This window comes from Pseudomonas sp. ACM7, from assembly GCF_004136015.1.
In the GTDB taxonomy this organism is placed as follows: Bacteria; Pseudomonadota; Gammaproteobacteria; order Pseudomonadales; family Pseudomonadaceae; genus Aquipseudomonas; species Aquipseudomonas frigoris.
On sequence record NZ_CP024866.1, the window covers coordinates 3,595,056 to 3,619,108 of the forward strand.

The 24,053-nt window shown below is 57.5% G+C and carries 21 protein-coding genes and 1 pseudogene; 14 read left to right on the top strand and 8 right to left on the bottom strand.

Annotated features, from left to right (window positions below; genetic code table 11):
* Positions 1 to 275 precede the first annotated feature (275 nt).
* From CUN63_RS16920 to CUN63_RS16930, 3 genes and pseudogenes are all read right to left on the bottom strand, one after another.
* The gene (locus CUN63_RS16920; protein WP_129440982.1) at positions 276 to 2,378 is read right to left on the bottom strand and encodes an NERD domain-containing protein; all 2,103 of its coding nucleotides are present in this window, start codon (positions 2,376 to 2,378) and stop codon (positions 276 to 278) included.
* A gap of 452 nt (positions 2,379 to 2,830) precedes the next feature.
* Positions 2,831 to 3,174 (bottom strand): annotated as a pseudogene (locus CUN63_RS16925) (IS21 family transposase); the annotation flags it as partial.
* 510 nt (positions 3,175 to 3,684) lie between these two features.
* Positions 3,685 to 4,599: a LysR substrate-binding domain-containing protein gene (locus CUN63_RS16930; protein WP_046048823.1), complete on the bottom strand. Its 915-nt coding sequence runs from the start codon at positions 4,597 to 4,599 to the stop codon at positions 3,685 to 3,687.
* Between the two features lie 225 nt (positions 4,600 to 4,824).
* Between CUN63_RS16930 and CUN63_RS16935 the strand changes: the two genes are divergently transcribed.
* The 5 genes from CUN63_RS16935 to CUN63_RS16955 all read left to right on the top strand — a co-directional run bounded on the left by CUN63_RS16935 (position 4,825) and on the right by CUN63_RS16955 (position 10,742).
* Complete coding sequence (locus CUN63_RS16935; protein WP_129440984.1) at positions 4,825 to 6,318, top strand: aldehyde dehydrogenase; 1,494 nt, start codon at positions 4,825 to 4,827, stop codon at positions 6,316 to 6,318.
* Positions 6,319 to 6,349: 31 nt separating this feature from the next.
* Positions 6,350 to 7,720, top strand: a complete 1,371-nt coding sequence (locus CUN63_RS16940) for an aspartate aminotransferase family protein (protein ID WP_129440986.1) — start codon at positions 6,350 to 6,352, stop codon at positions 7,718 to 7,720.
* 398 nt (positions 7,721 to 8,118) lie between these two features.
* Positions 8,119 to 9,105: an ABC transporter substrate-binding protein gene (locus CUN63_RS16945; protein WP_129440987.1), complete on the top strand. Its 987-nt coding sequence runs from the start codon at positions 8,119 to 8,121 to the stop codon at positions 9,103 to 9,105.
* Positions 9,106 to 9,114: 9 nt separating this feature from the next.
* Positions 9,115 to 9,918, top strand: coding sequence for an ABC transporter permease (locus CUN63_RS16950; protein ID WP_129440989.1), 804 nt, complete (start codon positions 9,115 to 9,117; stop codon positions 9,916 to 9,918).
* Entirely contained in the window at positions 9,906 to 10,742 is an 837-nt protein-coding gene (locus tag CUN63_RS16955; RefSeq protein ID WP_129440991.1) for an ABC transporter ATP-binding protein, read from the top strand. Before CUN63_RS16950 ends, CUN63_RS16955 begins: the two co-directional genes overlap by 13 nt.
* 128 nt (positions 10,743 to 10,870) lie before the next feature.
* Here the strand turns inward: CUN63_RS16955 and CUN63_RS16960 are convergent, their stop codons facing one another.
* Positions 10,871 to 11,947 carry an endonuclease/exonuclease/phosphatase family protein gene (locus tag CUN63_RS16960; protein WP_129440993.1) on the bottom strand — a complete coding sequence of 359 codons (1,077 nt, stop codon included), beginning with the start codon at positions 11,945 to 11,947 and terminating at the stop codon, positions 10,871 to 10,873.
* 257 nt (positions 11,948 to 12,204) lie between these two features.
* On the bottom strand, positions 12,205 to 12,879 hold the full coding sequence (locus tag CUN63_RS16965; protein ID WP_129440995.1) for a YciC family protein: 675 nt from the start codon (positions 12,877 to 12,879) through the stop codon (positions 12,205 to 12,207).
* 178 nt (positions 12,880 to 13,057) lie between these two features.
* On the opposite strand from CUN63_RS16965, the gene CUN63_RS16970 reads away from it, so the two are divergent.
* The 4 genes from CUN63_RS16970 (at position 13,058) to CUN63_RS16985 (ending at position 15,979) form a co-directional block, all read left to right on the top strand.
* The gene (locus tag CUN63_RS16970) at positions 13,058 to 13,813 is read left to right on the top strand and encodes a DUF2076 domain-containing protein (protein WP_129440997.1); all 756 of its coding nucleotides are present in this window, start codon (positions 13,058 to 13,060) and stop codon (positions 13,811 to 13,813) included.
* Positions 13,814 to 13,950: 137 nt separating this feature from the next.
* Positions 13,951 to 14,430 carry an NYN domain-containing protein gene (locus tag CUN63_RS16975; RefSeq protein ID WP_008149222.1) on the top strand — a complete coding sequence of 160 codons (480 nt, stop codon included), beginning with the start codon at positions 13,951 to 13,953 and terminating at the stop codon, positions 14,428 to 14,430.
* Positions 14,431 to 14,453: 23 nt separating this feature from the next.
* The gene (locus CUN63_RS16980; protein ID WP_046048736.1) at positions 14,454 to 15,065 is read left to right on the top strand and encodes a PolC-type DNA polymerase III; all 612 of its coding nucleotides are present in this window, start codon (positions 14,454 to 14,456) and stop codon (positions 15,063 to 15,065) included.
* A 524-nt stretch (positions 15,066 to 15,589) separates the two neighbouring features.
* Complete coding sequence (locus CUN63_RS16985) at positions 15,590 to 15,979, top strand: Bro-N domain-containing protein (protein WP_306108933.1); 390 nt, start codon at positions 15,590 to 15,592, stop codon at positions 15,977 to 15,979.
* A 259-nt stretch (positions 15,980 to 16,238) separates the two neighbouring features.
* Here CUN63_RS16985 and CUN63_RS16990 read toward each other — a convergent pair whose 3' ends face one another.
* Positions 16,239 to 16,691, bottom strand: coding sequence for an Lrp/AsnC family transcriptional regulator (locus CUN63_RS16990; RefSeq protein WP_008149219.1), 453 nt, complete (start codon positions 16,689 to 16,691; stop codon positions 16,239 to 16,241).
* A gap of 162 nt (positions 16,692 to 16,853) precedes the next feature.
* On the opposite strand from CUN63_RS16990, the gene yedA reads away from it, so the two are divergent.
* Positions 16,854 to 17,780, top strand: coding sequence for a drug/metabolite exporter YedA (gene yedA / locus CUN63_RS16995; RefSeq protein ID WP_129440999.1), 927 nt, complete (start codon positions 16,854 to 16,856; stop codon positions 17,778 to 17,780).
* A 65-nt stretch (positions 17,781 to 17,845) separates the two neighbouring features.
* The gene (locus tag CUN63_RS17000; RefSeq protein ID WP_129441001.1) at positions 17,846 to 19,180 is read left to right on the top strand and encodes a DEAD/DEAH box helicase; all 1,335 of its coding nucleotides are present in this window, start codon (positions 17,846 to 17,848) and stop codon (positions 19,178 to 19,180) included.
* A gap of 130 nt (positions 19,181 to 19,310) precedes the next feature.
* Here the strand turns inward: CUN63_RS17000 and CUN63_RS17005 are convergent, their stop codons facing one another.
* Complete coding sequence (locus CUN63_RS17005; protein ID WP_178082664.1) at positions 19,311 to 20,552, bottom strand: TIGR03862 family flavoprotein; 1,242 nt, start codon at positions 20,550 to 20,552, stop codon at positions 19,311 to 19,313.
* A 281-nt stretch (positions 20,553 to 20,833) separates the two neighbouring features.
* Complete coding sequence (locus CUN63_RS17010; RefSeq protein WP_129441005.1) at positions 20,834 to 21,754, bottom strand: histone deacetylase; 921 nt, start codon at positions 21,752 to 21,754, stop codon at positions 20,834 to 20,836.
* A gap of 85 nt (positions 21,755 to 21,839) precedes the next feature.
* On the opposite strand from CUN63_RS17010, the gene CUN63_RS17015 reads away from it, so the two are divergent.
* The 3 genes from CUN63_RS17015 (at position 21,840) to CUN63_RS17025 (ending at position 23,972) form a co-directional block, all read left to right on the top strand.
* Positions 21,840 to 22,409, top strand: coding sequence for a GNAT family N-acetyltransferase (locus CUN63_RS17015; protein ID WP_129441006.1), 570 nt, complete (start codon positions 21,840 to 21,842; stop codon positions 22,407 to 22,409).
* 103 nt (positions 22,410 to 22,512) lie between these two features.
* A complete protein-coding gene (gene tesB / locus CUN63_RS17020; protein ID WP_129441008.1) occupies positions 22,513 to 23,382 on the top strand; it encodes an acyl-CoA thioesterase II in 870 nt (289 codons plus the stop codon).
* The gene (locus CUN63_RS17025; RefSeq protein WP_095130696.1) at positions 23,379 to 23,972 is read left to right on the top strand and encodes an HAD family hydrolase; all 594 of its coding nucleotides are present in this window, start codon (positions 23,379 to 23,381) and stop codon (positions 23,970 to 23,972) included. The genes tesB and CUN63_RS17025 overlap by 4 nt, the downstream gene beginning before the upstream one ends.
* The last annotated feature ends 81 nt before the right edge of the window (positions 23,973 to 24,053 follow it).

The following is a 24,053-nucleotide window of genomic DNA, read 5'->3' on the forward strand; positions in this document are numbered from 1 at the left end:
AACGTGATCCAAGAACCTGGCTGGTACTGAACGGCATATCCCACCGTGTGCCAACTGACCAGTTGCTGGGGAGTCCTGCTGTGCAGAGGGAACGTGCGGCACAGTTACTTAGCTTAAACTTGGCAAATAGCTGAGAGATTAAATCCGCTATGGGGAACCAGCGCGATCACCGTCGCGCTGAAACCTAATTCTAGTTTTGTTAAACATTCGCGCTCCTTCGCTTGGTGCTCCCGAATGACGCCTGAATAGAAAAATTCGATTACCTTCTCCACACTTTAAACTTCAGCCGCTTCCATTTTTGCTTTCATCATCGCGACTTCGTCAATATCTAGCACGCCCGAGTAAAACATTGAGCTCTCAGATGTGTAATGTGGATGTTTATGGTAGCTCATATGTTTTGCCATAATTTCTAACTGTGGCGGCCACGCCAGATAATCCAATAGCTCCTGAGACGTAGGCCTCTCGCCTGACCAAAGTCTATGAGTATTTTTTGAAGGTGTTTTGACGCCATTCATGTAACTAAACTGAGAAATAGTACTTTCTTTAAAAAACTTGCTTAAGGCCGAATTGTCAGAAATATAGACACCTTCAATAGGAGGGCATGAATAGGTTAAGGAATTGAGAATCAAAGGGACTATTGTGAGCTCGGAAAGCTTTCGTCCAAACAACGATTCCACAATTTCCGGTCGAGCTTTTAATGCGCGTTCTAGCCTTTTTATTTGACCTATTGTTTTCGAGATAAACTCAAAATAACGACTTGCTTGTACTGCGTGATTACCCGAGATTGATGTGTTTTTACACTCAATTAAAAATAACGTATCATCCAAAATAAGCAGAGCGTCATACTGATATTGTGCATCATCAATATTAAAGCTCGTCGATACACACTCGTAGTGCAACCCCTTAAAAAAAGACACAATCTTTTTTTCGAATCCGTCACCTTTTTTTGACGCTATTTTAGATTTCTTACTAGAGCCTTTCGCCTCTTTTGCCTTACCTTTCCTCTTTTTATCAAACTCAACATCAAGCGAACCAAGTTTTGATAAAATGACGTTTATAAGATTGCAGGATAGGATAGCTTGAGGAAAGAATGAAAATTTATGACCTTCAGAAAATATCAAAGGAGAATCGAACAAATCATGACAGTTTAAGCCGAATGTTAAGTGCTTTATCAAATCGAAGACACTCGACTCTGGAATTTTGCAAGCACAAAGCTCTTTCTTCAATACTGCCCTATCAATGGTTACTAAGCTGACATCAGAATATTTTCTTTCCGCAAGCAACCTCAGCGAAGAATAACCTCGCACCCACTCTCTGAGTGTTAATCCGTGATATTTTTCGTAATCCGTGATGACATCAAAAGCTAAAATCTCACTCAAGCTTGCAACCGTTATCGCCTCGTCCATGGAGATAAAGCGCACGGCCGACAGACTTGGAACTGGTTCCTTGCCTGTCTTAACAAGCGCATGCAACGTTGTTCCGTACATCATCTTTGCTACATTTTGCATAGTCCAAGAATGAAGCCTGCGATTAGCCAGGAAGTCTAATTTTTCAATCTCCGTTGGAGTACGATGGAAGACCTTGCAATCACTATACTGGTCAAAAAAATCTTTTCCATTGATTCCTTCAGGAACACCTGCCTCCTCAAACGAAGTTATTTCCCCGCCAAATAAAAGTGTTCGGTTGGCGATATCTTCAAGAGAGTTCCAGGCACTTGCAAGCATTTTAATAGATGTGGCCTTGAACAGATGTTCTTCAGATACCTCAATCTTCAGAGGACCTATCAATTTTCCTTCAAAATTCCACTTATTTTCATGAGAAAGCATTTTCAATGTAAGACTAAGATTTTCGATTATGGAAGATAAGGCCCCGTCCGTATTTATTTCTTGTCCATCTTTATCCTTAATCACAACCATTTCTGGCATAGCAAATGGCGCATTGTTAGAGGAGAGTTCCATTACACTTCGCTCACTTTCATCATGAACATGCTTCAATGCTTGTGCCGCCCAGATGACCTGACTCCAAAATTGAATATTTGTCGAGAGTTTTGCCGCATCGCACCTGATCAAAGTTGATCGAATTCGGGAGAAGTCTTCTTCAATCGAAAGAATTTTATTAAATTGATCCTGAGCAAACTGATGAACTTCTGCATGACGATCAATCAAGTCTTTCTCACTCAGAAGCTGCTTGTAAAACTCGTTTCGTTTGTCTTGAACCCCACGGATCTTGAATGCGCCTGGCTGCGCCAACTGGGCCAAAAATTGTGTGTTGACGTCTTCACTACTTAGTGCGCTTATAGCTTCTAGCGCCAACTTTAATTCAAAATTTACAAGAGCATTTTGCAGTTTTTTGCAGATGGCTTCACGATCAACACTCATGGTTTTATCCTTAAAACACGGTTTGACAGAATTTCTTGATCATCCGAAACTGGATGATGCTTCATTACTAACGCAAATTTAGTTTGAATGGCTGGTGCAATTATACGCGGCCCACGCATCCGACCACCAAAATCTTCTTTCTAGCTCTACAAGGCCGCAACAGGTCAGAACGGGCGCGCGCTCTCAGTATTGTCATATTTTTCTCAAGGACGGCTAGACTTTGCAATCTCTTGTCGACTAACTCAACCACTGGTGAAGTCGAACGCAAGGGAGCTGACAGTGTAAATACGAATATTTGGTTGGTGGCAATGCAAGTGGGTGGTCAAGTCCACGCACACTACCACGCTATGGACATAACGACGTTCTATGTCCATGGAGAGTTGCACTTGCCATGGACGTCGATAGCCCGCCGTGGAGGCAACATAATAGGTAACTTCAAGGAATGTCCATAGAAAGCTTGTGCTCTGTACACCCTGTGGTTGGCTGAGGCGGTGCACCTGCCAAAGCAGGGCCAGGTGACACCGGGACGGTGCAGTTCTGCGTGAGCCTTTGCCCAATCAGGTATCGGACATTGTTCACTGGGGACAGCGAGCGGCGGCGGGAAAAGCCTTCGTTGCAGCTCGGCATCGGACAGAGCAGAGAGCCAGATCAGCCCGCTCGCAGCAAAGCGATTGAGGTATTCCCCGACGCTGGCTCGCCCAACTTGCAAGCTGACAGCGATCTGGCGAGCAGACAGGCCGACCTCAAATTTGAGACGTAGTACTTCTCGAATCTTACGAATGGATAATCTTTCCACAACGGCCTCTTGCTTCGATAAAAGAGCTCGATAGTAGTGAATTAATCCTGCGTCGCTGCCTGCCTTAAGAGAGGCCGGATGTGCGTGGAATGGGTGGCCGGATGTTCATGGAATCCCCAGTCTGGCGAAAGACACTTTTAAAGGTGTCAATGTTCTGCTGTTTGAGCACGCTCCATTTTGCTGAGACGTGTCAATCTTCAAGAAAATGTCCAGGTCTGACTGTCAATATTGGAAGAGAGGATTGACAGTCAACTGTGTTCTGCCTGCACGGACTAGGACGGTCACGGAGCAAGCGCTCCAAGGCTGTCAATCTGAAGAACAGTAGGTGATACCTCCTATTATTGGCCGGATGACCCGCTGGTGGCCGAAGCAACCGCGCGGATCAAACCCCGTAAAAGCTGAAGATCAAAAGATCGCAGCCTCGTTTCACTCGACAGCTCCAACAAGGGATACGCGGTACATGTAGGAGCTGTCGAGTGAAACGAGGCTGCGATCTTTTGACGTTGATGTTCAAGAGGCGGCCTTCGCGGTGAGCTGCTCCCGACAATAATCCGCAAACAACTGCGCCGGTTTCGTCAGTTGCCCGCGCTTCAACCACGCCGCCACCAGCCCTGAACCGGTGATGTCTTCGACGATGTCCACGCACACCACTTTCTGGCCGTCATAGGTGCACTCCGAATGCGGCCGGGTGACCAGGATCGAGAAGCCGAAGCCTTGCCCGACCATTCCCCGGACCATCTCGATCGACGGTGAGCTGAAGGCAATGTTCGGCGTCAGTCCCAACTCTTCGAACAGGCTGACGAAGTAGGTCCGGCTCGGTTGCACGTCCAGCAAAATCATCGGCTCCAGGCACAGATCACGTAGCGACACTTGTTTCAGCTGAGCAAAGCGATGATCCGCCGGCAGCAACGCATAAGGCCGCTGCGCCGGCATCAGTGGTTCGGTCTGGATGGTGGCGTCGAGGTCGTGTTCATACAGGATCGCCAGATCGAAGGTGCCGGAGGTCAGGCCTTGCACCAGTTCTTGCTGTTCGCCGTCGCGGATGCGGATTTTCACCCCCGGATACAACGCCGAGAACCCGGCAATCAACTGCGGCAGGTACAGCGGCGCGACCGTTTCGAAGCAACCGATATCGATTTGCCCGGCCACCACGTCGTTGTCGGCGAGGGCGTTCTGTTCGAACTCCTTGGCCATGCGCAACAGTTCCTGGGCCTTGCGGTAGAAGCGTGCGCCGCTGGGGGTCAAGGACACGCCCTGGGCGTGATGACGGATCAGCAGTTGCACGCCGAAGCTGTCTTCCAGGCCTTTGATCGCGGTGGAAATCGCCGGTTGGGCGATGTACAGCTTGCGCGACGCCTCGGCGACGCTGCCGCATTCGACGGTGGTGATGAAGTACTTCAATTGACGCAGGTTGTAGGCAGCCACGGCAAACCTCGGGGTGGATGATTTCGACATCCAGGCAATTTTCGCGCCGACTGCATCTGTTCTGACGACGGTGTTGTTATGCCTGAACAATAACCACATACCGCGCCACCGGGGAGATTGGCTGCCCAGTTTTTTCATGGTCTGCGAAGACATTTTTACTATTTTTCCTCGACACAGGCCTGGGCCACCATCCAATCCACAAGAAAGCCCATGGAGCATCTGAACGTGTTCGAGCTTACATTCTGGCAAAACAAAGCCGCTGCGCTGCGGTTTCCCGATCAGGCCGTGATCGACGGCAAACCCCGTGCGGCGCAGTCGGGACAGACCTTCGCCGCGATGAACCCCGCCACCGGCCAGTGCCTGGCCAACGTGGCCGCGTGCGGCGCAGAAGACGTGGACGCCGCGGTGCGCAATGCGCGGCAGGTGTTCGAGGCCGGAACCTGGTCGGCGCGTTCGCCGAGTGAGCGCAAGCAAGTGCTGTTGCGCCTGGCCGATCTGATCATGACCCACCGCGAAGAACTGGCGCTGCTCGACTCGCTGAACATGGGCAAACCGGTGATGGACGCCTACAACATCGACGTGCCGGGCGCCGCCGGGGTGTTTCGCTGGTACGCCGAAAGCCTCGACAAACTCTATGACCAGATCGCCCCCAGCGCGCAGAACGTACTGGCGACCATCACCCGCGAAGCGCTGGGCGTGGTCGCTGCGGTGGTGCCATGGAATTTCCCGCTGGACATGGCCGCGTGGAAACTCGCGCCAGCGTTGGCGGTGGGCAATTCGGTGATTCTCAAACCCGCGGAGCAATCACCGTTTTCCGCCCTGCGTCTGGCCGAGCTGGCGCTGGAAGCTGGCCTGCCAGCAGGCGTGTTGAACGTGTTGCCGGGGCTCGGCGAGCAGACCGGCAAAGCCCTCGGTTTGCACCCGGATGTTGATTGTCTGGTGTTCACCGGATCCACCGAAGTCGGCAAATACTTCATGCAGTACTCCGCACAATCGAACCTGAAACAGGTGTGGCTGGAGTGCGGTGGCAAGAGTGCCAATCTGGTGTTCGCCGATTGTCAGGATCTGGATCTGGCGGCGCAGAAAGCCGCGTTCGGGATCTTCTTCAATCAGGGCGAAGTCTGCTCGGCCAACTCGCGGTTGCTGGTGGAGCGTTCGATCCACGACGAGTTCGTCGAGCGTCTCAAGGGGCACGCCGAACGTTGGCAGCCGGGTGATCCGCTGGACCCGTCGAGCCGCGCCGGGGCGATTGTCGACAGCCGCCAGACCGCGCGCATCATGAAGTTCATCCAGCAGGCCGAGCGCCAAGGCGCGACAAAGCTCTGTGGCGGTCGACAGTCGATTTTCAATGGCTCCGACAACTTCATTCAGCCGACCATTTTCACCGGCGTGAGCCCGGACATGCCGCTGTTTCGCGATGAAGTGTTCGGCCCGGTGCTGGCGGTCACGGCGTTCGATGATGAAGCCCACGCCTTGCAAATGGCCAACGACAGCGTCTACGGTTTGGCCGCGTCGCTGTGGACCGACGACCTCAACCGCGCCCACCGCGTAGCGCGGCAATTGCGAGCCGGCACGGTGTCGGTCAACAGTGTCGACGCGCTGGATGTGACCGTGCCTTTCGGTGGCGGTAAACAATCCGGTTTCGGCCGCGATCTGTCGCTGCATTCATTCGATAAATACACCCAGTTGAAGACCACTTGGTTTCAGCTGCGCTCATAACAGCCGCTAATAACAAAACGGAGAACTGGCGATGACCACACCACGTGAAACCCGCGACTACCAGGCCGCCGACGCTGCGCACCACATCCACGCATTCGTCGATCAAAAAGCGCTCAACGATGAAGGGCCTCGGGTGATGGTCCGTGGCGAGCGCCTGCACCTGTGGGACAACGATGGTCGGCGTTACCTCGACGGCATGTCCGGGCTGTGGTGCACCAACCTCGGTTACGGGCGTAAGGACCTGGCCGCCGCTGCGTCCCGGCAACTGGAGCAATTGCCGTACTACAACATGTTTTTCCACACCACCCACCCGCAGGTGATCGAGCTCTCGGAGCTGCTGTTCAGCCTGTTGCCAGGGCACTACAGCCACGCGATCTATACCAACTCAGTCTCCGAAGCCAACGAGGTGCTGATCCGCACCGTACGGCGTTACTGGCAGGTTCTTGGTAAGCCCGAGAAGAAAATCATGATCGGTCGCTGGAACGGTTATCACGGCTCGACCCTGGCAGCGACGGCGCTCGGTGGCATGAAGTTCATGCACGAAATGGGCGGCATGATTCCGGACATCGAACACATCGATGAACCGTACTTTTTCGCCCACGAGGGCAACCTGACTCCGGCTGAATTTGGCCTGCGGGCGGCGCAGCAATTGGAAGCGAAGATTCTCGAACTGGGCGCGGACAAGGTCGCAGGGTTTATCGCCGAACCGTTCCAGGGCGCCGGCGGGATGATCTTTCCACCCGAGAGTTACTGGCCAGAAATTCAGCGGATCTGCCGCAAGTACGATGTGCTGTTGTGCGCCGACGAAGTGATCGGCGGCTTCGGTCGTACCGGTGAATGGTTCGCCCACGAGCACTTCGGTTTCGAGCCGGACACGCTGTCGATCGCCAAGGGTTTGACCTCCGGTTACATCCCCATGGGTGGACTGATTCTGTCGAAGAAAATGGCTCAGGTATTGGTGGAGCAGGGCGGGGTGTTTGCCCACGGCTTGACCTACTCCGGGCACCCGGTGGCAGCCGCGGTGGCGATTGCCAACCTCACGGCATTGCGCGATGAAGGGGTGGTGACGCGGGTCAAGGATGACATCGGGCCGTACCTGCAACAGTGTTTGCGCGAGGTGTTCGGCAATCACCCGTTGGTGGGCGATATTCAGGGTGTCGGCATGGTGGCAGCGCTGCAATTGGCGGAGGACAAAACCAGTCGCAAGCGCTTTGCCAATGAAGGCGACATCGCCTGGCGTTGTCGCACGATTGGATTTGAGGAGGGGGTGATTATTCGCTCGACGCTGGGGCGGATGATCATGGCGCCGGCGTTGATTGCCAGTCGTGAAGAGGTTGATGAGCTGATTGGCAAAACCCTGAAAGCGGTCGATCGTACTGCGCAGGAATACGGTCGGCTCTGATCTTGTAGCGCTCTTCCAGACCTCTTCGCGAGCAAGCCCGCTCCCACAGTTGATCTATGTCGGTCACAGAGTTTGTGCACGACACTGATCAAATGTGGGAGCGGGCTTGCTCGCGAATGCGATAGTTCATTCAACACACCTTTCACTGTTTGCACCCACCCCGTGCACCCCCGTCCGCAGCGCCCTTTTACAGCGCACGCTACCCAGTTTTTTCATCACTCCCATCGACATATTTCCTAATTTTCCTATTCCCCGCCTTGGGCCAACATCGACCTCGTCAGTCAGCCAAACGCTGCTCACCGAAAGGTCCATCAGAGACCTCAGGTGGCAGCTCTTCTCCATGGCCGCTGGCCGTACTGCCCATGACAAAACTAAATCAACAGCTTTGGGAGTGCTCCATGATCAAGTCCTTGCTAACCCGCTTCGCACATCCACTGGCGATCACCGCCATCGCCGCGACGGTCGCCACCAGCGCCCAGGCCGGCACTCTCTCTATCGGCCACACCACGTGGGTCGGTTACGGCACGCTCTACCTGGCTCAGGATCTGGGCTATTTCAAGGAAAACGGTTTGACCGTCGAATTGCCAGTCGTCGAAGAGGCTTCGATGTACATGGCCGCGCAAGCCTCGGGCGAATTGTCGGGCTCGGCGTCGACCATCGACGAAGTGCTCAAGTACCGTCCGCAATTCTGCTTCAAAGCAGTGGCCGCACTGGATGACAGCCATGGTGGCGACGGTGTATTGGTCGGCAAGGACGTCAAGAGTCTGCAGGAGCTGAAAGGCAAAGCCGTGGCGGTGAACGAAGGTTCGACCTCGCAGTTCTGGCTGTCGTACCTGCTGAAAAAACACGGTATGACCATGAGCGATATCACCGTGCAGAACATGACGGCTGACGATGCCGCTACCGCGTTCATCGCCGGTCGCGTGCCTGCCGCGGTGACGTGGGAACCGCACCTGTCGATGGTTCGCAGCAAGCAACAAGGCAAGGTGCTGATCGACAGCAGCAGCACTCCGGGAGTGATTGTCGACGTGGTCGCGCTCAACTGCACGGTCATCGAGAAGCAGCCGGAGGACGTCAAGGCGTTGGTGGCCGGTTTGTACAAGGCGGTCCAGTACACCAAGGACCATCCGCAAGAAGCCTACAAAATCATGGCCAAAGGCGTTGGCGGTTACCTCGCCGATCCGAAGGAATTGGCCGCAGCCGCGCAAGGCGTGCGTTTCTACGATCAGGCCATGAGCGAAAAACTTCTTGGCTCGCCGGGCAAACCGGGTGACAGCGAACCGCTGATCAAACTGGCCAACGAGACCGCCAGCGAATTGCAGGGCAAACCCTACAACGTCAGCAATGACGACCTGATCGACAACCGCTTCGTCAGCCCGCTCTAGGAGGTCCGTATGTTCAAGCGCAATTCATGGCTGAGTCGCTGCATCACGCCCAAGACCGGACTGCCGGTGTCGGTGATTTGGAGCGCGAGCGGTTTGGCCTGGGTGTTGTTGGTCGGCCTGTGGGCCGGTTTGTCTTACGGTGGCGTGGTGCCGGGCATGTTCCTGCCGACACCGGGCGCGGTGGTCGAGGCCGCCGTGCGCCTGAGCCGCGACGGCACGCTCGGCCTGCATGTGTGGGCCAGCCTCGAAGTGGTGATGGTCGGTTTCATCGTGTCGTCGCTGGTGGCGGTGCCGTTGGGGTTGCTGATGGGCAGCTTCCGTATCGTCCAGGCGTTCCTCGAGCCGATGGTCAATTTCATCCGCTACCTGCCGGTGACGTCGTTCGTGCCGCTGTTCATTTTGTGGATTGGCATCGGTCTGGAACAGCGGGTCTCGGTGATCATCTTCGGCGTGTTTTTCCAGCAGCTGGTGATGATCGCGGACGTGTCCAAAGGCATCTCCAAGGACCTGATCAACGCGTCTTACACCTTGGGCTCGAACCGTCGCGATGCGGTGCTGCATTTGATCGCCCCGGCGTCGTTGCCGGGTGTGCTCGACACACTGCGCGTGACCATGGGCTGGGCCTGGACTTACCTGGTGGTCGCCGAACTGGTCGCGGCCTCCAGCGGTCTGGGTTACTTGAGCCTTAAAGCCATGCGCGGCTTTCAGGTGGATGTGATTTTCCTGGCAATCGCGATCATCGGTCTGTTGGGCCTGGTCACCGATCAACTGTTCCGTTTTCTCCGTCTGAGGATCGCCGCATGGGCTCAGTAAGCGCCGTCAACCCTCGTTTCGTCACGCCACAGGCCGCCCCGGTGCACGCCGCGCCACGGCTGCAAGTGGACAAGGTCAGCCTTCGCTTTCAAAAGCCTGACGGTGGCGTGTTCACCGCGCTGGATCAGGTGTCGTTCGAAGTGCCGGATCAGCAATTCGCCGTGCTGGTCGGGTCTTCGGGCTGCGGCAAGTCGAGTTTGCTGTACCTCACTGCCGGATTGAATGAGCCCACGGAAGGCGAGATCTACGTCGGTGGCCAGCAAGTTCAAGGGCCGGGTGCGGATCGCGGCATGGTGTTCCAGAGCTATACGCTGTTCCCGTGGCTGACGGTGCGGCAGAATGTCGAGTTCGGCCTCAAGCGTCGCGGTATGGCCGCCGCCCAGCGCAAGGAGATCGTCGATTACTACGTCAATGAAGTCGGCCTGACCGGGTTCGCCGACAACTACGCCAAGCAGCTGTCCGGCGGCATGATGCAGCGCGTGGCGATTGCTCGAGCGTTGGCCAATGACCCGCAAATCCTGCTCATGGACGAGCCCTTCGGCGCGCTCGACAGCCAGACGCGTCTGCAAATGCAGCAGCTGTTATTGCGGGTCTGGGGCAACAGCAAGAAGACTGTGTTGTTCGTGACCCATGATATCGACGAGGCGATTTTGCTGGGTGACCGGGTCTACGTGATGGGCGCACGGCCGGGGCGGATCAAGCAGATTCTGGACGTGCCGATTGAACGCCCACGGACGCTGGATATGGTGATGGAGCGCTCGTTTATCGACATGAAACGCAAGATCTTCGGGCTATTGCACGATGAGCTGGAGGAGGAGCATTGATACGGAAGCCAGTTATGCGCAATCTCTGTGGGAGCGGGCTTGCTCGCGAAGGCGATTTATCGTTCAACATTGATGTCGGCTGACCCACCGCTTTCGCGAGCAAGCCCGCTCCCACAGGTTTTGCATCGTTAGTTGGCGGGTAAAAGGAAACGGGCGACCATCGGCAAGTGATCGGAGATCCGCAAGGTATCGTCCTGTCTCACCGTCGCCTCGACCCGTTTGATCCGCGGACTGTAGAACAGGTAGTCGACAGTCCGGTCCGGGCCGTTCAAGCCCGGATCATTCGGGTAATGAGTCAGCCACCGTGCCCGGTCGATGCCGCTGGCTTCGTTGTTGGTCGGGATCATCGGGTATTTGTCCCACAGCACATGCAGCGCGCTGTCGGCGGAGTAGGGCGTGCGTTGCTCGTCGGGCAGGCGTCGATATTGCCCCAGCGGTAACAGGTTGAAGTCCCCACCGATCAACCAAGGCGTGCCGCGGCTTTCGAGCTTGTCGAGGATTTTTGTGACCGCCGTTACCTGAGATTGCAGCGTTTCGTCAGGCTGGATGACGCGGTCCAGATGGGTGTTGAGCACCGCTATCTGACCGCCGTCGCTCAACGGCAGGTACGTGACCAACAAGGCATTTTTCGGTTTGAACTGGCGGGTGATGAAGTTGGCCGGTCCGACCGGCAATTGCAGGCGTTCGGCATGTTCGATCTGGTAGCGGCTGAGGGTGGCCAGTTGCCGGCCGACGCTGCCGAAAATGTGCGGCTCAAGCACGAAATCAGCTTTCCAGTCGAAGGCGTGAGTGCTGCACGGATACAGGTCCGCGACTCGTTCCTGAAGCAGCTTGAACTGGTTTTGGTAATCGCTGGCCTTGGCGCCGTCATCGAGCTCCTGCAGCAGCACGACGTCCGGTTGCTCGTCGCGGATCACCCGGGCCACTTCATCGAGGCTGAAGGCCATGTCTTCGGGAGTGGGTTTTTCGTCATTGCCGGCCGCGAGGTCATTCCAGAATACGTAGCGTTTTCCCGCCAGGTACTGGACGTTCCAGGTCATCACCTTCAGCGCCTGACCGGGCACCAGCGTCGGTGCCTTGGCGTTGCAACTGACCGGTAAGGCTTCCTTGACTTCGGGGCGCCAGGTCAGGTTGTAGATCAGCAAGGCAATCAGGCCGGTCACGATCAACAGGCCCAGCAGGGTGTAGCGCAGTAGACGGGTCATGGCTCGGCTTATAGCGTTACAAAAGTTGAGCCCGAGCATAACCGAGCGTCGCGCGTAATCCCAAGAGTGAAACGGCATGCCCATCAATTAGCCGTAACGATATCCCTGTAGCAGCTGGCGAAGCCTGCGTTCGGCTGCGAAGCAGTCGTCAATTCGGCGCACGCGGTTTGCCTGATGCACCGTGAGCACTGATTTTACGACTGCTGCGCAGCCGAACGCAGGCTTCGCCAGCTGCTACAAGGGGGGCGCGTTGTTCTTCAAAGAGGTCGATCAATTTTCTCGGGCACATCGCCGATCAGCATGAACAAGCGGAACAGCACCACGCTGACGAACAGTTGCAGGAAGCTGTGGGCGCTGTCGATCAGCAGGGAAATCACCGGGTTCTGCGGTTCCGGGTAGACCGCAAGGGTTGCGCCCTTGAGCACCCACAACGGGCCCATCACACAGAGAATGCACACCAGAATGCGCAGGAAGTTGCCGCGGGTCAGGCGCAGGCTTTCCTTCATCGCCGCCAGTGGCGCCAGGCCGCGCAGCACCAGCAGGTACTCGCCAAATGCCAGGGTCACCATCAGCCAGATGCCCGGCAGGAAATACAGCGACAGGCCGATCAGGATCAGCAGGGTGTTGAGCGCGGTGAGCAAGGCGAAGCGCGGCCACAGGTAGGCGGCCCTCGCCAGCAGGTCGCGATTGCGCGGCGATTCGCCGCGGCTACGGGCATCGAGAAACAGAATCAGCGCGGCGGTGTAAAGCGGATAAACCAGCAAGCCGACTATCACACTGATGCCGGGAAAGCTGTCCGGCTCTGTGGAGTGGTCGACCACTTGTTGCAACAGCGCCTCAAAGATCACCAGCGGCAGGCACAGCCGCACGATCTGGCCCAGATTGCGCTTGAAGAAATACAGAGAGTCACGCAGTACATCGAACGAATTCATCAGTCGGTATCGCAGGTTGGAAGCAGTGGCCCACTTTAACCGATGAAGCGCTTTGGGGCGCAAACGTAAACGTTCGGTAAAGACCATTGAAACATCCTGTATCAGCCTCCATTACGGATGAGCACCTTATCCACAGTGGATAAGGGCGACGATATTCCCGGCAATCTACGAGGTCGCCATGAACAGCGAAGAACAAACCCTGATCGATGGACTGTTTTCCCGGCTGCAACAGGCCGAAACGGACTCAGCCCCGCGCGACGCCCAGGCCGAGGCGCGGATCAAGGAACACCTGACTCGCCAGCCCGCGGCAGGCTATTTCATGACCCAGGCGATTCTGGTGCAAGAGGCTGCCATCAAGAGCCTCGACGAACAGAACAAACAACTCGCCCGGCAAGTCCAGCAATTGCAGGCCGAACTGCAACAGGCCAAAGCTCAGCCGGCTGCTGCGGCACCGACCAGCGGTGGCTTCTTGTCGAGCATCTTCGGTGGCGGTTCCCGTGATCCGCAGCCAGCGCCGACCCAAAGTCCACCCGCATCGAGCGGTGGCGGCTGGCGTGAACCGGCGCGGCCGTCGTTCAACTCGCAGCCACCTCAGCAAAACTTCGGTGCAGCGCCGCCTCAGCAGAATTACGCCCCGCAACAGCCTGCCGGCAGCAGCTTCCTCGGTGGTGCGCTGAAAACTGCCGCCGGCGTGGCCGGTGGTGTGATGCTGGCGCAAGGCATCAGCAGCCTGTTCCATCACAATCAGCAGCCGGAAGTGGTTGAAGTGATCAAGGAAGAACCGGCTCAGGTCAACGATCAGAGTGGTGATAACGGCTCGGGCGACGATCAGCGCGTGGCTGACAACTCCTATGATCAGGGCGGTTTCACCGACGCCGACTACAGCGATGACAGCTCATCGTTCTTCGGCGGCGACGACGATTCCTTCGTCTGATACGCCATTCGTCCGGAGCGCTGCGGCGCTTCGGGCCGATTATTCGCGGAACAATCCTTCAGGCTGGCATACTGGGCAACTTTTCGGGCCTGGTGCCTGATCCTGCCCGCGCTCCGGCGCGCCAACGAGGATGACCGGTGAAAAAAATCGCAGTGTTCGCCGATGTCCAGAACCTCTATTACACCGTGCGTCAGGCCTATGGTTGCCATTTCAACTATGCCGCGCTGTGGGCTGATATCAGCAAACAGGGCGAGATCGTCGAGGCCTATGCCTACGCGATCGATCGCGGCGACAGCAAACAACAGCAATTCCAGCAGATCCTGCGCAACCTCGGCTTCGTCGTGAAGCTCAAGCCCTACATCCAGCGCAGCGATGGCTCGGCCAAAGGCGACTGGGACGTGGGCATCACCCTCGACATCATGGACGCCGCCGATCATGTCGACGAAGTGGTGCTGGCCTCCGGTGACGGTGATTTCGACATGTTGCTGGAGCGCATCATCACCAAGCACGGGGTGCAAGCCGTGGCCTACGGCGTGCCGGGCCTGACGGCCAACTCGCTGATCCGCGCCGCCAGCCGCTACGTGCCGATCGAAGGCGCGTTGCTGCTCAAGAACTGATTTTTTACGGAGTTGAAACAGATTTGGAACGCATAGCAGTCATCGACTTTGAAACCACCGGGATCTCCCCGAGCAGCAGCTGCCGGGCCACAGAAATTGCCGTGGTGATCCTTGAACAGGGGCGCATCGTCGAGCGTTACCAAAGCCTGATGAATGCCGGCGTGCGCGTCCCGGCCTTCATCGAGCAACTCACCGGCATCAGCAACGCCATGCTGCGCACTGCGCCATCGGCCGAGCAGGTGATGAATGAGGTCAACGAATTCGTCGGCATCACACCGCTGCTGGCGCACAACGCCGCGTTTGACCAGAAGTTCTGGGACTTTGAGCTCGGTCGCATCAAGCGCACACGCTTGCAGAACTTTGCCTGCTCGCTGCTACTCGCCCGCCGTTTGATGCCCGCCGCGCCGAACCACAAACTCGGCACCCTCACCACGTTCGCCAACCTGCCCCACACCGGTAAAGCTCACCGGGCCATGGCCGATGCGGAGATGGCGGCCAATCTGACGGCGCATTTGGCGCAGGAACTGCGGCAGAAGCATGGGTTGCGCGAGTTGTCCCATGATCTGCTGGTCAGCTTGCAGAAAGTGCCGGCGGCGAAGATCAATGAGCACCTGAAGCGGCATCGCGGGTTCTGAAAACACCGCACCCCCGAACACCCTGACACCCGTAGGAGCTGTCGAGTGAAACGAGGCTGCGATCTTTTGATCTTGTTTCTTACAAAGCAAAGTCAAAAGATCGCAGCCTCGTTTCACTCGACAGCTCCTACAGAAGAACCATTTTTCCTTTCACATCCCCCGACGGCACGCGCTCGCGATGCAGGTTTATAGGGTGTTTAACGATGACTTTGATGTGACGATCTCCTACCCAATATTAGGAATTTGTCCGTCTTGCCCCGTACCTGTGGCATCGATAACCTCTCCAACGTCGCTGCCAATTCAGCGACCGGGTCTGCAAGCCCGCCGACAGTTTGTTATGAGACCACCGGCGCACCTATAATCGCGTCGCTTTAATGAGCGACCATCGATTTATGGTAGCTGTGTGCGGGAGACCTTCGGGTCTGCCGGGGTGGTCTCCTACTCGGTCTTGCAGACCCGCGCATAGCTGCCACCCATCATCTGCAAGTGATGCTGGCAGCTCCCACTTTCTCAGGAGATTCGCCATGATCAAAGTTACCCCCAATCCCCCTGAAGACTCTGCGCAATCAGTTGCGAGCGCAGCTCACTTCATCCCCAAAACATTCATCCGTCACCACATCCAGCTGCGAGCACTGTTACTGCATGCTGAGGCGTGGTTCTGCGCCCGCGATATCGGCCGGTTAATGGGCGTGGATATAAACGGCCGGCAAGCCCTCAAGCTCGACGCCGATCAACGTCGGATGGTGTGTTTGTCCGGAAGCGACGAACCTCAAGAGACATTGATGCTGAGTGAGTCCGGTGTATACGCGATGCTGGTCTATCACTACTGCCCGGAGAACCGGAATCTGCGGCGTTGGCTGACCCATCACGTGGTGCCGATGCTGCGGGACAGTGGCGGGGTTGCTTCGAATTAGGCGCCGAGTTTGCGCTTGATGGAATGGGCGGGGGGAACGTTAAGCCTGCTGCATTGGCGGACGGAACCATGGGTTCGTTTAAAAGATATGCCGTGTTTGTTGGGCGCCGGATATAGCGGCGTTCGCGGATTCTGACGATACCGCTGAACTTCTGTAGGAGCTGTCGAGTGAAACGAGGCTGCGATCTTTTGATCTTGTTTTTAAAGAGCAAAATCAAAAGATCGCAGCCTCGTTTCACTCGACAGCTCCTACGGGATCGCTATTTACCATTTCCTTCCAACTGCCCCAACGGCACGCGCTTCTCTATCGCGCTCGACAGCACAATCGACGTCTTGCTGAACCCGAACTTGGCGATCCGGTTAATCAACTCTTCCAGCTCCGGCATCGAACCCACCGCCGCCTGCATGATCACGCACGGATCGCCTGTAACCCGATGGCATTCGGTCAGTTGCGGGATTTTGATCAGGTCGTCGTAGGCCTTCTGATTACCGTGCTGGTTCAAACGCAGTTCGATCACGCACTGGATCGGCAAGCCAAGCTTGGCCATGTCGACTTTCGCCTGGTAACCCGTGATGACCCCGCAAGCTTCGAGTTTGGCGACGCGCTCGGCCACGGCCGGAGCGGACAGGTTCACTTTGCGCGCCAGGTCGGCGTAGGACGCACGACCGTTTTCCAACAGGGCGCTGAGGAGCATGCGGTCGTATTTGTCCATCGTCGTACTCCTGAAAATGACTGACTTTCGAAAACACGGTTTATGACGCAAATCTCCGTGTTTTGAAAAGTGTACTGGCGCTATAAACAGGTTTTGTAACTTATTTTACGCCGCTGGCCTTTCTAGAATAGCTGTTCACTTGTCTTGCCTACGAGCTGCCCCATGCCTGGCTTACGTCGTTTTCCCTTACCGTTGATCGCTGCCTTTTTCGCGTTGTACGTGATTTGGGGCTCGACTTACCTGGTGATTCGCATCGGCGTGGAGTACTGGCCGCCGTTGCTGCTCGCCGGTATCCGCTTCGTGATCGCCGGGACGTTGATGTATGCGTTCCTGCGTTGGCGCGGGGCGCCGGCACCGACTTGGGCGCAGTGGAAAGCCGCCGGGATCATCGGGATTTTGCTGCTGGCATGCGGTAACGGCGGGGTGAGCGTGGCCGAACACATGGGCGTCGCCTCGGGTGTGGCTGCGTTGGCGGTGGCGACGGTGCCGCTGTTTACCTTGCTCTGCGGATATTTCTGGGGCGCGCGTAATACCCGTCTCGAATGGGCCGGGATTGTGCTCGGGCTGATCGGCATTGCCATGCTCAACCTCGGTTCCAACCTGCAATCGAGCCCGCTGGGCGCCTTATTGCTGATTTTCGCGGCAGCTTCCTGGGCCTTCGGTTCGGTGTGGAGCAAACACCTGCCGCTGCCCCAGGGCGCGATGGCCAGCGCTGTGGAAATGCTGGTGGGCGGCGTGGTCCTGTTGATCGGCAGTGCACTGAGTGGTGAGCATCTGGAAGCCATGCCGCCGATCGAAGGTTGGGCGGCCCTGGCTTATCTGACTTTCTTTGGCTCGATCATCGCTTTCAACGCTTATATGTATGTGTTGAAAAACGTGCGGCCGGCGGCGGCCACCAGTTATGCCTACGTCAACCCGGCGGTGGCGGTGTTGCTGGGGATCGTGTTTGTCGGTGAGACCATTGGTATTGAAGAAGGACTGGCGATGCTGGTGATCATCAGTGCCGTGGTGTTGATCGGGTTGCCGCAGTGGCGTCGAACTCCCGTTCAACCTGCCGTAGCGGTGCCGACAGAATCCCGTGTGAATTAGGGTAAACTGCGCGCCATTGCACACTCGTTTTGCACAACCGCGCTGAATTTTCCTACGGTAATCCCATGACTTTCGCCACCCTTGGCCTGATCGAACCCTTGCTGCGCTCTCTCGAGACGCTCGGCTACCAGACCCCGACGCCGGTTCAGGCGCAAGCCATTCCGGCGGTGCTGGCCGGTCGCGACCTGATGGCCGCCGCCCAGACCGGGACTGGCAAGACCGCCGGCTTCGCGCTGCCGCTCCTGCAATTGCTGGCCATGGAAGGGCCGAAAGTGGCGTCTAACTCGGTGCGCGCACTGATCCTGGTGCCGACCCGCGAATTGGCCGAACAGGTTCACGAAGCCGTGCGTCAGTACGCCGAGAACCTGCCGTTGAGCACTTACGCGGTGTACGGCGGCGTCAGCATCAACCCGCAAATGATGAAGCTGCGCAAGGGTGTTGACGTGCTGGTGGCGACGCCGGGTCGTTTGCTCGACCTGTATCGCCAGAAGGCCCTCAAGTTCAATCAGCTGCAAACCCTGATTCTGGACGAAGCCGATCGCATGCTTGATCTGGGCTTCTCCGAGGAGCTGGGGAATATCTACCGCGTGCTGCCCAAGCAACGTCAGACGCTATTGTTCTCCGCGACTTTCTCCGACGCGATCCGCTTGCTGGCCGGACAAATGCTCAACGATCCACTGAGCATCGAAGTCAGCCCGCGCAACGTGGCCGCCAACACCGTCAAGCAATGGGTGGTGACGGTCGACAAGAAGCGCAAGCCGGAACTGTTCATCCATTTGCTGCGCAAGGGCAAGTGGAAGCAGGTGCTGGTGTTCGCCAAGACCCGCAACGGCGTAGACGCACTGGTGGAAAAGCTTCAGGGCCTGGGCATCAATGCCGACGGCATCCACGGCGACAAACCTCAGGCAACCCGCCAGCGTGCACTGGACCGTTTCAAGGCCAGTGAAGTGCAGATTCTTGTGGCCACCGACGTTGCGGCCCGTGGTCTGGATATCGAAGATTTGCCATTGGTGGTCAACTTCGACCTGCCGATCGTGGCTGAGGACTACATCCACCGGATCGGTCGTACCGGACGCGCGGGTGCATCCGGGCAGGCGATTTCGCTGGTCTGCGCCGATGAAGTGAATCTGCTGTCGGCCATCGAGACGTTGACCCGTCAGACATTGCCTCGTCAGATGGAACATGACTTCGAGCCTGAGCACCGGGTGCCGGATACCGATGCCAGCGGTCAGGTCGTCAAGAAGCCGAAAAAACCGAAGAAGCCGAAGACCTCCAGTGGCGGTAAACGCAATCTGGGCAAGTGGGTTGAGAGCGGTGATGCGTCGGCGCCGGAGCCTTCGATCAAGCCTGTGCGGAAGGTGCCGGTGTTCAATACCGGGCCGCGTAAGAAGAAGCCTTAATATTCGCTGCGCCGGCTAGACCGCTATCGCGAGCAAGCTCGCTCCCACATTTGACCGAGTTCTTTCAGAAAGAATGCAATCAGTGTGGGAGCGAGCTTGCTCGCGATGGCCGCGCCTCAGTCCTCAGTCCTCAGTCCTTGCGCTTCAACCACTCCACCATCCCCAACCCCGCCGCTCGCCCACTGGCGAAACACGCGGTCAGCAGATAGCCCCCCGTCGGCGCTTCCCAATCCAGCATTTCCCCCGCGCAGAACACGCCAGGCAGTTGCTTGAGCATCGAACGTTCATCCATCGCTTCGAACATCACACCACCCGCGCTGCTGATGGCCTCGTCCAGTGGGCGGGTTTTCACCAACGTCAGTGGCATCGCCTTGATCGCTTTGGCCAGCAGCGCCGGATCGGCGAAGCATTCGGCCGGAGTGAGTTCGCGCAGCAACGCCGCTTTCACACCATCGATCCCGAGCTGGCTGTGCAGATGTTTAGCCATGGAGCGTGAACCGCGTGGTCTGCTCAGTGCAGCCTGAACCTTATCCACAGGCCTGCCCGGCAACAGGTCCAGGTGAATGGTTGCCGAGGCGTGCTGATTGATGGCTTCGCGGATCGGCGCCGACAAGGCGTAGATCAAACTGCCTTCAATCCCGGTTGCCGTGATCACACATTCCCCGAGCCGTGGGACATCGTCATTGAGGCCAATGGCGATGTTTTTCAGCGGTGCGCCGGCGAATTTGCTGACCATCAACTCGCTCCAGGCCTGCACCTCGAAGCCGCAATTACTCGGTTGCAGCGGCGCGAGTCCTACGCCGCGTTGTTCCAGTGGCAGCATCCAGGCGCCGTCCGATCCGAGGCGCGACCAGCTGCCGCCGCCGAGGGCCAGCAAGGTTGCGTCAGGTTTGACGGTTTTTTCGCCCTCGGGGCTGTCGATACGTAATCCACCGGTCTCATCCCAGCCGAGCCAGCGGTGACGGGTGTGGATAACGACGCCGCTGTCTCGCAGACGTTTGAGCCAGGCGCGCAACAGGGGGGCGGCTTTCATGTCTGTAGGAAAGACTCGCCCGGAGCTGCCGATAAAGGTTTCGATGCCCAGCTCATGAATCCATTGGCATAACGCTTCGGCCCCGAAACCTCGCAACAGCGGTGCAATCTGCGGAGCGCGTTCGGCGTAGCGTGAGAGAAACGCCGGGTAGGCTTCGGAATGGGTGATGTTCATGCCACCCACGCCGGCCAGCAGGAATTTCCGCCCTACCGAAGGCATGCCGTCGTACAGATCAACCTTGATCCCGGCCTGGCTCAGCACTTCAGCCGCAATCAACCCGGCGGGGCCGCCGCCGATGATGGCGACGTGGGGGGAGTGAGTGACGGAAGATTGGGTCATGGGAAGCGCTGCGGTATGGCGGAATAAGCCGCGCATTCTACCAGCACAGATCTATGTGGGAGCGGGCTTGCTCGCGAAAGCGATTTAACATGCAACATTGATGTCGACTGATACACCGCTTTCGCGAGCAAGCCCGCTCCCACATTGGAACTGTGTCGTTTCAAATGGCTGGTTAAAAAACAACCACCCCTTTACAGGCTATATGCAGCATGGCCTGTAGGACCTTTCACTCAGGTTATCCACAGGCAGTTCCACAGGCATTGTGGGTAAAGACTCACACCTCAATGACAACCTGATGACTGCCAGACCCGTTGCGCACTGTGATGGAGGATTCCATGACGGCGCGCCAACGCCTTGCGGTCCTTGCTGTAGCCGCCGCCGATCACTCCGACCACCGGAATATCCCGGCCCAGGCAATGACGCATCACGCTTTCATCCCTGGCGGCAACGCCTTCGTCTGTCAGTTTCAGGTAGCCGAGCGCGTCATCTTTATGCACATCGACGCCGGCGTCATACAGCACAAGGTCAGGTTGGTAGAGCGGCAGTAAATAGTTGAGCGCATCGTCCACCACCTTCAGGTAATCGGCATCGCCCAACCCCATGGGCAGTGGAATGTCCCAGTCACTTTCGGCCTTGCGTGCAGGAAAATTCTTTTCGCAGTGCAGGGAAACGGTCACCGCGTCCGGGGTGTTGTGCAGAATCCGTGCAGTCCCGTCGCCCTGATGCACGTCGCAGTCGAAGATCAGCACCCGATTCACTCGGCCGCTTTCCAGCAGGAAATGGCTGATCACGGCCAGGTCATTGAAGATGCAGAACCCGGCAGGATGGTCGTAGTGAGCGTGATGGGTGCCTCCGGCCAAGTGACAGGCCAAACCATGTTCCAGCGCCTGCTCGGCCGCCAGCAGCGAGCCGCCAACCGCACGTACTGTGCGCCTGGCCAGAGCTTCGCTCCACGGTAGGCCGAGGCGCCGCTGGTCTTCGCGGGACAACTCGCCGCCCATGTAGCGTTCGATATACGCAGGGTCATGTGCGAGCGCGAGAATCTCTGGCGGGCAGAGGTCGGGGCGCAGCAGGTCAGCGTCGCGGGTCAGCCCGCTGTCCACCAGGTGATCGCGCAGCAGGCGAAACTTGTCCATGGGGAAGCGATGATCCGCCGGGAACTCGGGGCTGTAGTCTTCGTGGTAGATCAGGGGCAGGGGCATGGCTGATTTATACAGGACGGTAGGTAGGAATGAGTGAAGGATCCTACCAGCGATGTAGACTTGCGGCATGGGAACGGGGGGCACGATGGAACCGATACTGGAGCTCGAGAGCGCGCGACTGCTGTTGCGGCAGTGGCGCGATGAGGATTTGCCGGAGTTTGCGGCGATGTGCGCCGATCCACAGGTGATGCGATATTTTCCGGCGCCTTTAAGTCGTCTGGAAAGTGCTTCGCTTATCGGACGGATTCGCGGCCATTTTGCCGAGCATGGCTTCGGTCTCTGGGCGCTGGAACGCAAGGACACCGGGGCATTTATCGGTTTTACCGGGCTCGCAGAGGTCGGCTTCGACACGCGTTTTACCCCGGCCACCGAAATCGGCTGGCGCCTGGCTCGCGAGCACTGGGGCCTTGGCTACGCCAGTGAAGCGGCGTGGACCGCTCTACGCTGCGGGTTTGACCGGTTGGCGCTGAAAGAAGTCGTGTCCTTCACCACTGAAACCAACACGCCGTCGCAGAAAGTCATGCAGGCCATCGGCATGCACCATGATTCAGCCGATGATTTCGACCACCCGATGCTCGCGGCCGATCATCCCCTGCGTCACCATGCGCTGTACCGCATCACCCGTGAACAATGGCTGCAAACCTTGCATGGATAAGCCGGCACGGACGTTTACAATGGCTCCCATGGGCCCTGGCCAGAAATTGAATCGACCGTCGCAGCCAAGACTGCGCGGCATGCGTTGTGTGAGGAGAGTCTGAATGAGCCAAGTGTTGGATGATCTGGTTGACCTGCTGACCCTGGAACCGATTGAAGAAAACCTGTTTCGTGGCCGCAGCCAGGACCTGGGTTTTCGTCAGCTGTTCGGTGGTCAGGTGATCGGTCAGTCCCTGTCGGCGGCCAGTCAGACGGTCGAAGAAGCGCGCCACGTGCATTCGATGCACGGCTATTTCCTGCGTCCGGGCGACTCCGCGTTGCCTGTGGTTTATCAGGTTGATCGGGTGCGCGACGGTGGCAGTTTCAGCACGCGCCGGGTGACGGCGATCCAGAAGGGCAACCCGATTTTCACCTGCAGTGCGTCGTTCCAGTACGACGAAGAAGGCTTCCAGCATCAGTCCGAGATGCCAACCGTGGTCGGCCCGGAAAACCTGCCGTCAGAGCTGGAGCTTGCTCAGCAGCGTGCGCACCTGATTCCCGAGCACATGCGTGAAAAGTTGCTGTGCCCGAAACCGATCGAGTTCCGACCGATCACCGAGAAAGATCCCTACAACCCGCAGCCGTCCGATCCGATCAAGTACGTCTGGTTTCGCGCCGACGGTGCCTTGGCCGATTCTCCGGCGCTGCATAAATACTTGCTGGCCTACGCCTCGGATTTCGGCCTGTTGACCACGTCGATGCAGCCCCATGGCAAATCGGTCTGGCAGAAAGACATGCAGGTTGCCAGTCTCGATCACGCGCTGTGGTTCCATCAGGATCTACGTGCCGATGATTGGTTGCTGTATGCGATGGACAGTCCTTGGGCGGGCAACTCGCGCGGTTTCTCCCGTGGCAGCGTGTTCAACCGCGCCGGGCAATTGGTGGCGTCGGTCACGCAGGAAGGCCTGATTCGCCACCGCAAGGATTGGGCATGAGCCTGGCCGAGGTGCGGCACTGGGTGTTCGACATGGACGGCACCCTGACGGTGGCCGTGCATGACTTCGCGGCGATCCGCGTGGCGTTGGCCATTCCTGCCGAAGACGACATCCTGACCCACCTCGCCGCGCTGCCAGCCGATGAAGCCGCCGCCAAACATGCGTGGTTGCTGGAACACGAACGAGACCTGGCACTGGGTTCGAAAGCAGCACCGGGCGCAGTAGAACTGGTGCGTGAACTGGCCGGGCGCGGTTATCGCCTGGGCATTCTCACGCGCAATGCACGCGAACTGGCGCACGTCACGCTGGAGGCGATCGGCTTGGCCGACTGCTTTGCGGTGGAGGATGTGCTGGGCCGTGATGAAGCGCCACCAAAACCGCATCCCGGTGGTTTGCTAAAGTTGGCCCAGGCCTGGAATGTCCCGGCCAGTGAGATGGTGATGGTCGGTGACTACCGCTTTGATCTGGATTGCGGTCGGGCGGCAGGGGCGCGGACGGTGTTGGTGAACCTGCCCGATAATCCCTGGCCTGAGTTGGCGGACTGGCATGCGGCGGATTGTGTGGTGTTGCGGCAGATGCTTTCGGCTTGAGATTCAAAATCAAAAGATCGCAGCCTTCGGCAGCTCCTACAGTGGAATCGTGTACATCTGTAGGAGCTGCCGAAGGCTGCG

Bases quoted from the DNA above. Each gene is read 5' to 3' on its own strand.
- CUN63_RS16945 (WP_129440987.1), top strand. From the start codon at position 8,119: ATGATCAAGTCCTTGCTAACCCGCTTCGCACATCCACTGGCGATCACC.
- CUN63_RS17000 (WP_129441001.1), top strand. From the start codon at position 17,846: ATGACTTTCGCCACCCTTGGCCTGATCGAACCCTTGCTGCGCTCTCTC.
- CUN63_RS16950 (WP_129440989.1), top strand. From the start codon at position 9,115: ATGTTCAAGCGCAATTCATGGCTGAGTCGCTGCATCACGCCCAAGACC.
- CUN63_RS17005 (WP_178082664.1), bottom strand. From the start codon at position 20,552: ATGACCCAATCTTCCGTCACTCACTCCCCCCACGTCGCCATCATCGGC.
- CUN63_RS16960 (WP_129440993.1), bottom strand. From the start codon at position 11,947: ATGACCCGTCTACTGCGCTACACCCTGCTGGGCCTGTTGATCGTGACC.
- yedA (WP_129440999.1), top strand. From the start codon at position 16,854: ATGCCTGGCTTACGTCGTTTTCCCTTACCGTTGATCGCTGCCTTTTTC.
- CUN63_RS17015 (WP_129441006.1), top strand. From the start codon at position 21,840: ATGGAACCGATACTGGAGCTCGAGAGCGCGCGACTGCTGTTGCGGCAG.
- CUN63_RS16985 (WP_306108933.1), top strand. From the start codon at position 15,590: ATGATCAAAGTTACCCCCAATCCCCCTGAAGACTCTGCGCAATCAGTT.
- CUN63_RS16970 (WP_129440997.1), top strand. From the start codon at position 13,058: ATGAACAGCGAAGAACAAACCCTGATCGATGGACTGTTTTCCCGGCTG.
- CUN63_RS17010 (WP_129441005.1), bottom strand. From the start codon at position 21,754: ATGCCCCTGCCCCTGATCTACCACGAAGACTACAGCCCCGAGTTCCCG.
- CUN63_RS16920 (WP_129440982.1), bottom strand. From the start codon at position 2,378: ATGAGTGTTGATCGTGAAGCCATCTGCAAAAAACTGCAAAATGCTCTT.
- CUN63_RS16955 (WP_129440991.1), top strand. From the start codon at position 9,906: ATGGGCTCAGTAAGCGCCGTCAACCCTCGTTTCGTCACGCCACAGGCC.
- CUN63_RS16990 (WP_008149219.1), bottom strand. From the start codon at position 16,691: ATGGACAAATACGACCGCATGCTCCTCAGCGCCCTGTTGGAAAACGGT.
- CUN63_RS16940 (WP_129440986.1), top strand. From the start codon at position 6,350: ATGACCACACCACGTGAAACCCGCGACTACCAGGCCGCCGACGCTGCG.
- tesB (WP_129441008.1), top strand. From the start codon at position 22,513: ATGAGCCAAGTGTTGGATGATCTGGTTGACCTGCTGACCCTGGAACCG.
- CUN63_RS16965 (WP_129440995.1), bottom strand. From the start codon at position 12,879: ATGAATTCGTTCGATGTACTGCGTGACTCTCTGTATTTCTTCAAGCGC.
- CUN63_RS17025 (WP_095130696.1), top strand. From the start codon at position 23,379: ATGAGCCTGGCCGAGGTGCGGCACTGGGTGTTCGACATGGACGGCACC.